Origin of the sequence: Nocardia sp. NPDC051750, assembly GCF_044453135.1 — a bacterium.
In the GTDB taxonomy this organism is placed as follows: Bacteria; Actinomycetota; Actinomycetes; order Mycobacteriales; family Mycobacteriaceae; genus Nocardia.
This window is the reverse complement of record NZ_JBITCK010000006.1, coordinates 466280-479957: the sequence shown is the minus strand read 5'-3', so window position 1 is coordinate 479957 and position 13678 is coordinate 466280. Positions and strand designations below refer to the sequence as shown.

Sequence of the window (13678 nt, the reverse complement as noted above, 5' to 3'; positions counted from 1 at the left end):
TGACTCGTCCACTCGCCAGGTGCGGGTCGATCCGCACCTTCCACGACCCATTTCACGGTCGTCGGCCACGCACATCAGAAGAGGCACCCAGTCATGCCCGATTCCACTCCGCAGCGCACGCTCCGCATCGCCATGAACGGCGTGACCGGACGCATGGGCTACCGACAGCACCTGGTGCGATCCATCCTGCCGATCCGCGACGGCGGTGGGCTCCAACTCCCGGACGGTACCCGTGTTCAGGTGGAGCCGATCCTGGTCGGCCGCAACGCCACCAAGCTCGCCGAACTCGCCGAACGGCACGGGGTCGCCGAATGGAGCGTCGATGCCGCCGCCGTGATCGCCGATCCGTCGATCGACATCTACTTCGACGCGCAGGTCACCTCCCGCCGCGCCGAGGCGCTGGCCGCGGCGATGAAGGCGGGTAAACACGTCTTCACCGAGAAACCCACCGCCGAAACACTGACCGAGGCCGTCGAACTCGCCAGGGTTGCCGCGAACGCCGGCGTCACCGCGGGAGTTGTCCACGACAAGCTCTACCTGCCCGGCCTGGTGAAGTTGCGCAGGCTCGTCGACGAAGGCTTCTTCGGCCGGATCCTCTCGCTGCGCGGCGAATTCGGCTACTGGGTCTTCGAGGGCGACGGTCAGCCCGCCCAGCGGCCCAGCTGGAACTACCGGGCCGAGGACGGCGGCGGCATCGTCGTCGATATGTTCTGTCACTGGAACTACGTACTCGAGGGCCTGCTCGGCAAGGTCGAGGCGGTGACCGCGAAGGCGGCGACCCATATCCCCACGCGATGGGACGAACAGGGCACGCCGTATCCGGCCACCGCCGACGATGCCGCCTACGGGATCTTCGAGATGGAAAACGGGGTTATCGCACAGATCAACTCGTCGTGGGCGGTGCGCGTGTACCGCGATGAGCTCGTCGAGTTCCAGATCGACGGGACGCACGGATCTGCGGTCGCGGGTCTGCGCAAATGTGTCGCCCAGCATCGCTCGCACACTCCGAAACCGGTCTGGAATCCGGATCTCCCGGTCACCGAGCCGTTCCGTGACCAGTGGTTGGACGTGCCGGCCAACGCGGATCTGGACAACGGGTTCAAGCTGCAGTGGGAGGAGTTCCTCACCGACGTGGTGAACGGACGACCGCACCGCTACGGGATGCTCTCCGCCGCACGCGGTGTGCAACTGGCCGAACTGGGCCTGCGCAGCTCCGCCGAAGGCCGCCGGATCGAGATCCCGGAGGTCACGCTGTGACCGCGGCATCCACGGGCGTGTCGGTCGTACTGCCCGTCGACGGCCGGCTCGAACCGCACGTCCTCGGCGCTCCGGGTGCGTGGACGCGGCCCACGCGACCGATCACCTCGCGTGTGGCTTTCGCTGCCGCGCATGTGATCCCGCGTGCCACGGCAGACAATACGCCGGGTGCGCCCGCGGCCGTCGATTGGGACGCGACACTGGCCTACCGGCACGAACTATGGTCCTACGGACTCGGTGTCGCCGATGCCATGGACACCGCACAGCGTGGAATGGGCCTCGATTGGCAGGCGACAGCGGAATTGATCCGGCGATCCGGCGCCGAGGCGGCATCGGCCGGTGGCCGGCTGGCCTGCGGAGCCGGAACCGATCAGCTCGACCTCGCCGGACTCCCCGCCGGGCCGGCCGGACTCGCCACGATCGTCGACGCCTATCGTGAGCAGATCGACGTGGTCACCGACGCCGGAGCTCAGGTGATCCTGATGGCCTCGCGGGCGCTCGTCCGGGTCGCCCGATCGGCCGCCGACTACGTATCCGTCTACGAGAAGTTGCTGGCCGGCGTGGACCGGCCGGTGATCCTGCACTGGCTCGGCACCATGTTCGATCCCGCATTGCACGGATACTGGGGCAGCGCCGATATCGATACCGCCACCGAGACCTTCCGCACGCTCATCGAGAACAATCGATCGAAGATCGACGGAGTGAAGGTCTCACTGCTCGACGCGGCACACGAGATCGCCTTGCGCCGCGCATTGCCCGATGGTGTGCGGTTGTATACGGGCGACGATTTCAACTACCCGGAGCTGATCATCGGTGATACGCAAGGACATTCGGACGCACTGCTCGGAATCTTCGCGGCGATCTACCCCGCCGCGTCCACCGCGCTACAGGAAATCGACAACGGCAATATGACGCGTGCGTCGGATATCCTCGGCGCCACACAGGCACTCGGACGCCATATCTTCGCCGCACCGACGTACTACTACAAGACCGGTATCGCGTTCTTGTCCTGGCTCAACGGCAAGCAATCGGGATTCTCCATGGTGGGCGGGCTGTCCACGGGCCGTTCCGTGACTCATCTCGCCGAATTATTCCGGCTCGCGGACAAGGCCGGACTCTTGTCGGACCCGGAACTCGCCGCGCACCGCATGCGGGTGTACCTCGAACTGAACGGATTGACTTCATGACTTCTGTTGCGGCACAGCAGAGTGCCTTCGATCCGGCCGATCCGTTCCGGTCGCTGTCGCTGAACACGGCGACGACCAAGCGGTGGACCCTGTCCGAGGCGGTGGACGGTGCCGCCCGGGCGGGGCTGGGCGCGATCGGGCTGTGGCGCGATCGGGTCGACGAAATCGGCGCCACCGCCGCGGCCAAGATCGTCGCCGATGCGGGGTTGCGAGTCTCCAGTCTGTGCCGCGGCGGCTTCCTGACCGAGCCGGGCGACGGGCGGGAGGCACTCGACGACAACCGCCGCGCCATCGACGACGCGGCGACACTGGGCACGCGGGAACTGGTGATGGTGGTGGGCGGTATGCCCGACCGGGACCTCGCCGGCGCGCGGGCGCGAGTGGACGAGCGGCTGGCACTACTGGTCCCGTACGCGGCCGAGCGTGGCATCCGGCTCGCCCTCGAACCGCTGCACCCCATGTTCTGTGCCGACCGGGCCGTGATTTCCACACTGGCCCAGGCATTGACGATGGCGCAGCCGCATTCGGCCGAGGTCGTGGGCGTCGTGGTCGACACCTTCCATATCTGGTGGGATCCGGCCCTCGAAGAACAGATCGCACAGGCCGGCGCCGCCGGACGGATCAGCTCGTACCAGGTATGTGACTGGCTGAACCCGATGACCGCCGATCCACTGCTGTCCCGCGGCATGATGGGTGACGGCGTGATCGACTTCACGGCCATCGGCCGATGGGTCCGCGCCGCCGGCTACCGCGGCGACGTCGAGGTCGAGATCTTCAATGCGGATATCTGGGCCGGCGACGGCCGCGCAGTGATCGAGACGATGAAGCAGCGCTACCGCGACCTGGTCCTTCCCGCCCTCGTCGACTGAACCGGACCACGAAAACCATCCTGACCAGCGCCGGAGGGCTTCTTCAGGTGCAGGCTCCTCGGCGAGCCGGAGCACCTCGATATCGCGCCCATGGGTGCCCGGATTGAAGCTCGGGGTCCCGGGTAAGCGGCTGGTGTCCACCCGAACAAACGAGCATTCGGAGGTAGATATCGTGGCCGAAAAGCAGAGTGGCCCCCGGGAAGAACTGGAAGGCGCTGTCGAAGGCGTGAAGGGTAAAGCCAAGGAAGTCGGCGGCACCGTCCTGGGCAACAACGAGCTGCGTGACGAAGGCATTGCTCAGCAGGACAAGGGCGAATCGCAGCGTGAGGTCGCACAGAAGGAAGCCGAAGCAGAGAAGGCCCGCATTGCGCCGGCGCTGATTGGGCAGCCTTTGCCCGGGTAGTGGCGTAGGTGAGGAATCGCCGCCGGTGTCTCCGGTGGCCGAGGCCCGACCAGATCCAGGAACCGCCCGGCCGACCGGGTCGAGCGGTCGCCGCGAGACGGAAGAGAGATACGCGATGAAGGCTGTGACATGGCAGGGCCGGCGCGATGTCGGAGTCGAGACCGTGCCCGATCCGCGGCTCGAGGCAAGCACCGATGCGATCATTCGCGTGACGTCATCGGGGATATGCGGGTCCGACCTGCATCTGTACGAAGTACTCGGCCCGTATATGAGCAAGGGCGATGTGCTGGGCCACGAGCCGATCGGCATTGTCGAAGAGGTCGGAAGCGGGGTGGAATCCCTGCGCGAAGGTGACCGGGTGGTCGTACCGTTCCAGATCAGTTGCGGCCGTTGCTATATGTGCGAGCAGGGCCTGCCGACCCAGTGTGAGACGACGCAGGTTTCGGAACAGGGTAGCGGTGCGGCGCTTTTCGGTTACTCGAAGCTCTACGGGCAAGTGCCGGGCGGGCAAGCGGAATACCTGCGGGTGCCGTACGCCGACGCCACGCACGTCAAGGTGCCGCATGGCCCGGAAGACCAGCGATTCCTGTATCTGTCGGATGTGTTGCCCACCGCGTGGCAGGCGGTGGAATACGCCGCTGTTCCGGCCGGCGGGTCGGTGACCGTACTCGGGCTGGGCCCGATCGGTGATATGGCGTGCCGAGTCGCGGCGCATCGAGGCTTTCGGGTGATCGGTGTCGACTTGGTCCCCGAACGACTGGCCCGAGTCGCAGCACGGGGGATCGAGACCATCGACCTCGCCGAGGTCGGGGACAAGGTGGGCGACGTCATCCGCGACCGGACCGACGGCCGAGGAACCGATGCGGTGATCGAGGCTGTCGGAATGGAAGCCCACGGGTCCCCGCTCGGCTCTATGGCACAACGATCCGTCGCGCACTTGCCCGACGCCGTGGCCGAAAAGCTCAGCGACACCGCTGCCATCGATCGGCTGGCGGCCTTCCGGAGCGCGATCGACATCGTCCGTCGCGGCGGAACGATATCTCTCATCGGCGTGTACGGGGGGATGGTCGATCCGCTGCCGATGCGGGTGCTGTTCGACAAGCAGATCCAGCTGCGTATGGGCCAAGCCAACGTCACCCGATGGGTCGACGACATCATGCCCCTGCTCGATGACGACGATCCGCTCGGTGTGGATTCCTTCGCCACACATCGGCTCCCGCTCACTGCGGCCCCGGAGGCTTACAAGATGTTCCAGGAGAAGTCCGACGGAGCTGTCAAGGTGGTCCTCGACCCCGCTGCCCATCTCGTGTGACTGCAGTATGTCCTGGAAGCCCGGTCGCGGCGAGGTTGTCGGTTGTGCGCTGACCTGTGCCGCCCAGGTGCGGCCGTGCACTCGAACCGCCGAACGCTCGGGCGCCGACGGGTACGGCACGTGCTCGGGAGTCGGAGGAACCCTGGGCTCGTTCCGCATGACGCCACGCACCCGGCGGCTGCTGGATCGTGGAACAGGTGCCACCAGGCTCGCCGTGGCGGGCGGGCTCGCCTGTACACGAGGGTGAGCCCGTCATGGCTCACGGATGATTGCCGAACAAGCAAATTCAGTAACCACGGCAACATCCTGCGCAAGGATTTCCGCGAGGGATGGGCAGCGGCCTGCGGCTTTTGGTGTCCCACCCTCACATCAGTGGTCGAGGACGACGGGCAGCCGGCGCAAGCCGTGAAGCGCGCGGGAAGGCAGGGGAGCGGCTTTTCCTGCGATGTGGGCGTTCGGATACCTTTCGAAGAAGCGCTGGACGGCGATAGCGGCTTCCGCACGGGCCAGCGCGGCGCCGATACAGAAATGGATCCCCGCGCTGAAGGTCAGGTGGCGATGCGGTTCCCGGCGTTGCGGATCGAACAGGTGCGGGTCGGTGAAGATTTCCGGATCACGATTCGCGGCGGCGAGGAGCAGCACGATCGGCGTTCCTGCGGGGATGGTCCGCTCGGCGAGCCGAGTATCGGTCTTCGCGACCCGGACAACATACTGGACGGGGGTGTCGTGACGCAGGGATTCTTCGATCACCGAGGTGTAATCGCCGTCGGCCGGCCGGAGGTCGGGGTGCCGCAGCAGCGTGTGCAGGGCATTCCCGAGCAGATGTGTCGTGGTGCCGAAACCGCCGACCAGCAGCATGCTGCATGTGGCGATGGCCTCACGCAGGGACAGCTGTGCCGGGACTTGGCGTGCCAAACCGGCGATGAGTCCGGCACTCTGCGGGTCGACGTGGTCCAGCCGGTCCTTGAAATACGCAGTCATTTCGGTGACGAGTGCACGGGAACGCTGCCGTTCCTGCGCTGTCCGGGCGCCGTCCAGCAGCGAGGCGAGCACGTTTCCCCAGGCGGCGAAACGCGGAGCCTCCGTGTCCGGTAGGCCCAGAATGTGCGAGATCATCGCCATGGGAACGGCTTCGGCATAGTTCGTGATCAGGTCGGTGACCCGGCCGCGGGGCAACTCGTTCAGGCGGTGCTCGACGATCTTCTCGATCCGGGGCCCGAGATCGGTGAGTTCGCGCCGGTGGAAGGTGGGAGCGGCGAGGGATCGCAGCTCCGTGTGCCGGGGTGGTTCCAGCTTCAGAAAGGAGTCGTCGACCGGATGGACGAGCGTGGTGTCGCCGGTCGCGTTGCGGCGGCGGGCCGACGCGCCGATGGGCGCCGGTCCGAAGTCGCTGCTGGTGAGCACCTGGTGGCTCAGCGCATGGGAGGCGGTGAACAGCAGGCCGCGGCGGCTGGTGGCCAGCGCGCCTCGGGCGCGGACCTTCTCGTATTGCCGATGCCGGTCGGCCCCGGGCCGGGCCCAGAGGATCCGGGCACCGGGGTCACCACGAAGGACATCCGAGAAGAGCCGCGCCTTCTCCAGAGACAGTGCTGCCATGGTTGCGTATCGCCCGACGCTAGGCGCCGACCGCCGATTCCGCGGGTGCCTGCCGGGCCGGATGGTAGCTGGACCAGTGGTACTGACGGTAGAAGTTCTCGGCCAGCGTCACCCAGGTGTCGAGCTGGTCGCGATCGCCGAGGAAGCGATGCATATTCACCAGCAGCCAGCTCCATACCGCCTGACTGTCCCGGCAGTTGTCGCAGTCTCCGGTGGTGGCGCAGTACTGAACACTGTGGTCGGTCCGGTAGGCGTTGAAGCGGCCGACGATCGGGTGTCCCTCGGTCAGGCGCTGGGCATGGGCCGGGTGATCGTTGCTGATGCTGGGGCAGGTTTCCGCACCGAAGGTGCCCCAATGTGTGCGGCCGGTGACCAGGGTGCGGTAGTAGTAGGGGTCTCCGATCACGGTATCGGGATAGGTTTCTCGCATCCGGGTCATTTCCCGGATCACGTGCTCTTCATTGCGTAGGCGCGCCGTGGGATCGGTGCCGTTGTCGCTGTAGTAACCGAAGTTGATCTGGTTGCCGTTGTCGGCGATGGCCTCGACGGTTTGTTCGAGGTACGGCATCCCGGCCTCGCTGAGCGTGTAGACCCAGGTGGCACGCGGGTCGCCGGCATAGGTGCGCAGTGCTTTGCCGAACAACCCGCTGATCCGCCGGCCGTTGGGCCCGTGACCACGCAACTCGTCGTCCACCGGTCCGCCGCCCCACAGGGACACCGCGATGGCGAGGTCTTCCAGTCCGTCGTAGGGAATAGGCCGTGTCCCGTTCGTCACCACCGTGACATTGCGAATCGTCTCCGCGAACACGCGGACCCGATCCAGGACGAGTGCCGGTTCACCGCCGATCAGCAGTGTGCTGGTGATCTTCTTGGTATCGCGCAGGTGTTCGGCGAACGCGCGGATCGTGTCCAGATCGCGAATCTCGATGCTCTGCTTGTCCATATCGTGTTCGAAGAACCAGCATCCCTTGCAGCGCAGGTTGCACGCGTCGGTGACCCAGACCTCCACCGTCCGAATACCGCGGGCTTCTTCGTTCACGCGCATCAAACGTTCGGCCAACGCCGGATCCTCTTGCGCGAGTTCCACTGCTCGGGTTAAAATGCGTTCCTTGCTGGGCCTGACGTCCAGAAAAACGGGCTGAGACACGACATACTCCTCGGTGCGATGCGGCAGGGTGTGCGCGCTGCTGAAGGTCACCGGCGAGACGAACATGTCGGAAACCGACAGTGTTGCCGATGCGCTGCCGAACCGGTGGGTCGGCAGGTCGTTGGTGGGAATGCGGATACGGAGCGGTCTAGGGGTACTGGGCTCGTTAGCGCTAGAAATGATTCTATCGATCGAACCGGTGACGGCGCGATCCCCCCACATGATCACCGGTGCTTTTCATTGCACAGCCCAAGGTGTCAGGAATTATTCCGGCGCAACGGTATTCGGCGCGAGAATTCTACACACCGGTGCAGTGAGGTCGCGGCGCGCTGTGCCCGCGACGGTATGAATCACCCACGGTGCGGCCATGTCCGGCCGCACCGCGGTGCGGTCACGGGCCGAGTGGCGGAGAGGGCGGAAACATCACCGGCATCGCCGAGAGCGCGCGATGGAAAGGCCCTGGCCGCCAACGCAGTTGATCGACCGGGCAGGCGAGGCGCATCTCGGGGAGTGCGTCGAGCAACTGATCGATCGCGTTCTGGGCGACCATATAACCGATCGACCTGGCGGGGCAGGTGTGCGGGCCGGAACCCCAGGCCAGATGCGCGTTGTTGTCGGTGTATTGGCCCGAGTGGATCGCCGGATCGTTGTTGCAGGCCGACATGCCGATAACTACCGGCTGATCGGCAGGCAACCAGACACCGTCGAGCATGATCGGCTGCTTCGGGTAGCTGAGGCAGTAATTCGCCATCGGCGGGTCGGTATACAGCAGCTCGTTGAGCGCATCCTGGGTCGTCGGGGCCGTACCGGGTGACGATGTGCCGGTGAACCGGGGGTCGGTGATCATGAGCAGCAGGGTGTTGACCGTCAGATTGGTCAGCGGCTCTATTCCCGCCCCGTACAGCACGGCCAGCTGGTGCACCATCTCCGAGTCCTCCAGCCCCGCCGGGTGAGCCAGCAGGCGGGAGGTGATGTCGCGGCCGGGTTCGGCGCGCTTGAGCGCGACCAGCTCGAACAGTGCTTCGTTGATCCTGGCGTCCGCGTCGGTGGCCGCGGCGCCGCCTTCGAACATGGCAGCCATACCGGCAGCTATGTGCTGTCCGAGATCCGGTGGGCAACCCAGGATGGCGTTGAGCACGTGGAAGGTCAGTGGGAAGGCGTACTGGCCGATGAGTTCGGCTTCGCCGTCCATGCAGAAGTCGTTGATCAGCGGGGTGGCCACCGCTTCGACGTTCTGGTGCATGGAGAACAGGTCGACCCCGTCGAGCGCGGCGGTGATCGCCTGGCGATAGCGTGCGTGTTCCGGTCCGGTGCTGCGCATCACGTTGGGTCGCCAGCCCATCATGGGCATGAGCGGATGGTCGGCGGGAACGGACTTCTCCCACGACCGCGCGTCGGCCGGAAAGTGTTCGGGGTCATTGAAGATACGAATCGCGGTGTGGTAGCCGATCACCAGCGTTGCCGGGAGGCCGGGGGCCAGCTCCACCGGTGCGAGGGTCTTGTGGCGGCTGCGCATCCGGTCGAAGACGCGTTGCGGTTCGGCGGCATATTCCTCGGTGTACAGCGCAACGCGAGGGGGTGCGCCGGTCGGGCCGGGCGTGGAGAACGGGCATCCGGCGGTGCCGGTTTCGGACGACGGTAGGGACTTGGTCAATGCCGGGAACTCCAATGAAATGCAACAGCGACAGATCCGAGAAGTTGTCCTATTTGTGACATCTTCTGTGTGGGAAGAGTATTGGTGTGGCCGTTCGGCCGCAAGCGAGAGCATAGTGCGATCGGCCACTCTGAGCTGCACTGGCACTGCCTGGGCAAATCGTCGGTGGCGCCGGTCTTTTAAATGTCACATTTCCGCCGAAATAGCCGCCATGGGTTTCGGGCCCGCGACCCATCGGCGCCCTGGATGAGCGGATTTCCCGAACCGAGTCCGGTGACGCCGATTTGTGCCGGACATTCCAGCGGGGCCGGAAATCGACGCTGCGGCACCGGTGGCCGCCGCGGCAGGGGTGCCGGCCACCGAGCGAGCCGCTGCGCCGACTGAGGATGTTATGCGGTGAAAGCGTTCACGGACGCAGTTCCTGCGCTTTGGTTTTCGCACCCTGCAGCATGAGATGCCAGGCGTCCGGGTCGCCGTGCAGGATGGATTTGCCCAGGTCTTTGATCTGTGCGTAGTCGGCGTGCGGCGGGATCGGCGGGACCTCCGGATCGCAGCGCACATCCAGGACGGTGGGGCTCTGCATGGCCAGGGCGCGGTCCCACATACCCGCGATATCGTCGGGGTGGTCGATCGCGATACCCTCCAGTCCCATCTCGTGTGCCAGGTCGGCGTAGGGTACATCGGGAAGGCTCTGGGACTCTTCGAATTTGGGTGCGCCGCCCATGGCGCGCAGCTCCCAGGTGACCTGGTTGAGATCGTTGTTGTGGAAGACGCAGACGATAAGCCGCGGATCCTGCCAGAGGTGCTGGTAGCGCGCGATGGTCATCAGTTCGCCGAGGCCGTTCATCTGCATGGCACCGTCACCGACGAGGGCGATGGCCGGCCGGTCCGGATGGGCGAACTTGGCGCCGATCGCATACGGGACGGCCGGTCCCATCGTGGCCAGGGTGCCCGAGAGTGAGCCGCGCATCTCACCCCGGAAACGCAGGCAGCGGGCATACCAATTGGTCGACGAGCCGGAATCGGCGGTGACGATGGCGTTCTCGGGGATACGTTCGGACAGTTCCGTCACGACCCGCATGGGGTTGATCGGTTTCGCTTCCAGGGCCGCCTGGTGCCCGACCGTCTCCCACCAGCGGGCGACGTTCTCCTCGATCGTGGTGCGCCAGGAACGGTCCTGTTGGCGCCGGAGCAGCGGGATCAGTTGCCGCAAGGTGGCTCCGGCGTCGCCGACCAGGTTCACCTCGGTGGGGTAGCGCATCCCGATCAGCGCGCCGTCGATATCGATCTGCACCGCCCGGGCCTGATCGAACTCCGGAAGGAACTGGGCGTAGGGAAAGTTGGAGCCGACGATGAGCAGGGTGTCGCAGTCCCGCATCATCTCGTAACTCGGCCGGGTTCCGAGCAACCCGATCGCTCCGGTGACGAAGGGGAGTTCGTCGGAGAGGACGTCTTTGCCCAGCAGCGCCTTGGCGATACCGGCACCGGTGAGCTCCGTGACCTCGACGACCTCCGCGGCGGCGGTGCGGGCGCCCTGCCCGATCAGCACGGCAACGCGGGAACCGCGGTTGAGCACGTCGGCGGCCCGTTCGAGTTCCGCCGGCGGCGGGGTGAGGGTGGTGGGCTGGCTGCTGGGCGGACTCGACGGGACCTGTTTGAACTCGTGTTCCGGCGGGAGGTACGTCTCTTCCTGTAGATCGGCGGGAATGATCACCACCGTCGGGGAGCGCCGGGTCATCGCGGTGCGGAATGCCCGGTCCAGTGCATTGGGCAGCTGGCTCGCGACGTTCACCTCGACGAGATAATCGGCCGCGACGTCCTTGAACAGGGATTGCAGGTCGACTTCCTGCTGGTAATTGCCGCCCATCGCGCTGCGTGCGGTCTGGCCGACGATGGCGACCACGGGCACATGATCGAGTTTGGCGTCGTAGAGGCCATTCAGCAGGTGGATGGCGCCGGGACCGGAGGTCGCGGTGCACACGCCCACCCTGCCGCTGAACTTGGCGAAGCCGGTCGCTTGGAACGCGGACATCTCTTCGTGGCGGGACTGCACGAACCGGGGTTCGTTACCGGCCCGCCCGAAGGCGGCCACCAGGCCGTTGATTCCGTCGCCGGGGTAACCGAACACCTGTTCGACTCCCCATTCGCGTAGACGTTGCAGTACGTAATCCGCGACCTGCACCGACATGAGTCCTCCTGATTCTGGTAGGCGACGCGCCGTCGCGGGCGTCCTACCCGGTTGCGGCCTGTTGAACCAGGACAGGACGGGCGGCGAACCGACCGGCATCGCCCGATCGCTGTTCATCCTCGACCGGCGTGACGCGACCACCTTGCGGCAGCTCTACGGTCGCGCTCCCGGCATGTTCCTGCACCACAGTGGAGACCCACCCGACGGGAGTTTCGCATTCTCCTGCGGAATTCGCGCTACCCGCCGAGTGCCATATCGGTGCGCAGGCGTCGGCCTACGCCGTGAGTGAGAAGTTCGCCGCAGCATCGTGTTTCGATTTCGGAACGGCCGTGAATCACCGCTTGATCCGGGTAGTCGTCCCCGGAGACCCATTGGAGGTGGTGTGTGATGGGCGAATATATCGGCCCCGAGCGTGATCCGGTCCCCGAGGATTCGACAGGTCTGGTGGATCCGGCCGACCCGATGGTGCCGGTGCCGGTGGTGAAGGAGAGGCCTATGCGGACCTGGATCTGGCCCACCCTGCTGATCTTCGGGCTGGTTGTGGGCGTGGCGCTGCTGGTGATGGTTGTGGTCAGCACGGCGGATTTCGACACCGGGCCGGCGCGGGTGACACCGACACCGGGGCCTTGTCAGCCCTTCTGCACGAATACCGTTGCCCCGCCCGCTCCCTGATATTGCTCGCCACCCGGTACTCCGGGTGGCGAGCGCCCGCGGCACCCGTCGGTGCCGCGTACGGCGCGGCTCTCATGGCGGCTCCGCTCGCTGCGATCGGTGCGGGTATCGGAGCCGGACTCGGTGCGGCGCACGCGCTCAGTGCACCGCCGCGTGCCCTCGGCCCGGTGCCGGACAGCGTGCCGGGGGTGGCGATCGCCGGCTGATGCGCGGGTATCAGGCCGAATGCGGCAGGCTCGTGAGGGCGCGCACGGCGTCGGCCAGTGGGATCATGCGCTCGGGTTGCTCCGCCAGTAGTCCCATCTCGATGTACTGGCGGATCAAGATGGACGGTGTCACGCCGTGTTCGGCGGCCTTGCGCCGGACTCGGTCGCGCATATCCGGAGTCCACTTGAACGACGTGGCCACCATGCCCTGTTCGATGTGGTCGCTGGTCGGCGGCAGCGGCGGAAGTGGGGCGGCGTCGTGGTAGGTGAGTGTGTTCAGGAATTCCTCGGCTGCGTCGGGTGACCGCGGATAGCCGGGTTCGGGTTCTTTATCGATCATCTCGGGTCGCCTCCCATGCGGTGTATTCGGCGATATGAGCGGGCCGCATCGGTACAGCCAGCAGGATCTGCCACCGGGCGTCGGTGCGGAGCCACCGCAGCAGCACGATGAGGGCGCGTCCGTCGTCCGTTCGGCCCCAGACGGTTGCGGCGGGTAGTCCGTCGCGGCTTGTCGCTGCCCGGGGCCACCGCCGCGGCGAATACAGCACCTCCAATACTTCCCAGGGCTCGATGTCGCTGCGGTGGAGCAGTTCGTACGCACCGATCCACCATTCGTACTGCCCGTATTCCACGGATTCCTACGATAATACCTCGGTATTACCCGCGTGGCCCAGAGGTGGTGCCCGGTCCGGGCGGAGGAGAGATCAGTCGGCAGCGGGGACCGGTGTGTTATGGCGAGCGGCGACCCACCAGCGTCCGTTCTCCCGGACGAGTACGTAGAGGGCAACCATCGCGGGATCTCGATCGATGAGGTCGCCCCGGCCGGTGGTGGCCCGCGCGGTCTTGTGCGCGATCGCGACGTCCGCGCGGAGGAAGACGATATCGGTCACCGCGTAACGCACGTACTCGTCCTTCAGGAATCCGGCGAGGCCGCGCCGGCTCGCCTCGAGCAGGGCATTTCGTCCGGTGATCACCGTGCCGACCGCGTTGCCGGCCACCGCGTTCGCGGTGAACCCGCTGACCATCAGTTCGGCATCGTTGTTGTTGTATCCGGTCTCGACATCGGCGACCAATCGTTCGATGGCGGCGATATCGCCGGTGTGGTCGACCGTGGTGTCCTCGACCAGTGGTGGTTCGTATGCTGTCGTGCTCATGACACCAGTCTTGAACCTGAACATATGTAGAGG

Annotated in this window: 14 protein-coding genes; 7 read left to right on the top strand and 7 right to left on the bottom strand. The window is 65.9% G+C overall.

The features are described from left to right. Positions 1-93 precede the first annotated feature (93 nt). The 5 genes from ACIA75_RS27015 (at position 94) to ACIA75_RS26995 (ending at position 5028) form a co-directional block, all read left to right on the top strand. The gene (locus ACIA75_RS27015; RefSeq protein WP_397108756.1) at positions 94-1257 is read left to right on the top strand and encodes a Gfo/Idh/MocA family protein; all 1164 of its coding nucleotides are present in this window, start codon (positions 94-96) and stop codon (positions 1255-1257) included. After that, on the top strand, positions 1254-2444 hold the full coding sequence (locus tag ACIA75_RS27010; RefSeq protein WP_397108754.1) for a dihydrodipicolinate synthase family protein: 1191 nt from the start codon (positions 1254-1256) through the stop codon (positions 2442-2444). The genes ACIA75_RS27015 and ACIA75_RS27010 overlap by 4 nt, the downstream gene beginning before the upstream one ends. Then, positions 2441-3313 (top strand): sugar phosphate isomerase/epimerase family protein, encoded by an 873-nt coding sequence (locus tag ACIA75_RS27005; RefSeq protein ID WP_397108752.1) that lies wholly within the window; start codon positions 2441-2443, stop codon positions 3311-3313. The genes ACIA75_RS27010 and ACIA75_RS27005 overlap by 4 nt, the downstream gene beginning before the upstream one ends. A 172-nt stretch (positions 3314-3485) precedes the next feature. Further along, entirely contained in the window at positions 3486-3716 is a 231-nt protein-coding gene (locus ACIA75_RS27000) for a CsbD family protein (RefSeq protein ID WP_397108750.1), read from the top strand. A 115-nt stretch (positions 3717-3831) separates the two neighbouring features. Then, positions 3832-5028 (top strand): zinc-dependent alcohol dehydrogenase, encoded by a 1197-nt coding sequence (locus ACIA75_RS26995; protein ID WP_397108748.1) that lies wholly within the window; start codon positions 3832-3834, stop codon positions 5026-5028. Positions 5029-5397: 369 nt separating this feature from the next. Here the strand turns inward: ACIA75_RS26995 and ACIA75_RS26990 are convergent, their stop codons facing one another. From ACIA75_RS26990 to ACIA75_RS26975, 4 genes are all read right to left on the bottom strand, one after another. Further along, positions 5398-6624, bottom strand: coding sequence for a cytochrome P450 (locus tag ACIA75_RS26990; RefSeq protein ID WP_397108745.1), 1227 nt, complete (start codon positions 6622-6624; stop codon positions 5398-5400). 19 nt (positions 6625-6643) lie between these two features. Further along, positions 6644-7993 carry a radical SAM protein gene (locus ACIA75_RS26985; RefSeq protein WP_397109112.1) on the bottom strand — a complete coding sequence of 450 codons (1350 nt, stop codon included), beginning with the start codon at positions 7991-7993 and terminating at the stop codon, positions 6644-6646. Positions 7994-8162: 169 nt separating this feature from the next. Beyond that, positions 8163-9425, bottom strand: a complete 1263-nt coding sequence (locus tag ACIA75_RS26980; RefSeq protein ID WP_397108743.1) for a cytochrome P450 — start codon at positions 9423-9425, stop codon at positions 8163-8165. A 406-nt stretch (positions 9426-9831) separates the two neighbouring features. Then, positions 9832-11613 (bottom strand): thiamine pyrophosphate-requiring protein, encoded by a 1782-nt coding sequence (locus ACIA75_RS26975; protein ID WP_397108741.1) that lies wholly within the window; start codon positions 11611-11613, stop codon positions 9832-9834. 387 nt (positions 11614-12000) lie between these two features. On the opposite strand from ACIA75_RS26975, the gene ACIA75_RS26970 reads away from it, so the two are divergent. Continuing rightward, complete coding sequence (locus ACIA75_RS26970) at positions 12001-12285, top strand: hypothetical protein (protein WP_397108739.1); 285 nt, start codon at positions 12001-12003, stop codon at positions 12283-12285. Positions 12286-12359: 74 nt separating this feature from the next. After that, positions 12360-12491, top strand: a complete 132-nt coding sequence (locus tag ACIA75_RS26965; RefSeq protein ID WP_397108737.1) for a hypothetical protein — start codon at positions 12360-12362, stop codon at positions 12489-12491. 10 nt (positions 12492-12501) lie between these two features. Here the strand turns inward: ACIA75_RS26965 and ACIA75_RS26960 are convergent, their stop codons facing one another. The 3 genes from ACIA75_RS26960 to ACIA75_RS26950 all read right to left on the bottom strand — a co-directional run bounded on the left by ACIA75_RS26960 (position 12502) and on the right by ACIA75_RS26950 (position 13645). Beyond that, the gene (locus tag ACIA75_RS26960; RefSeq protein WP_397108734.1) at positions 12502-12831 is read right to left on the bottom strand and encodes a hypothetical protein; all 330 of its coding nucleotides are present in this window, start codon (positions 12829-12831) and stop codon (positions 12502-12504) included. Continuing rightward, on the bottom strand, positions 12821-13123 hold the full coding sequence (locus tag ACIA75_RS26955) for a hypothetical protein (protein ID WP_397108732.1): 303 nt from the start codon (positions 13121-13123) through the stop codon (positions 12821-12823). The genes ACIA75_RS26960 and ACIA75_RS26955 overlap by 11 nt, the downstream gene beginning before the upstream one ends. Positions 13124-13195: 72 nt before the next feature. After that, on the bottom strand, positions 13196-13645 hold the full coding sequence (locus ACIA75_RS26950; RefSeq protein WP_397108730.1) for an SgcJ/EcaC family oxidoreductase: 450 nt from the start codon (positions 13643-13645) through the stop codon (positions 13196-13198). Positions 13646-13678 lie beyond the last annotated feature (33 nt).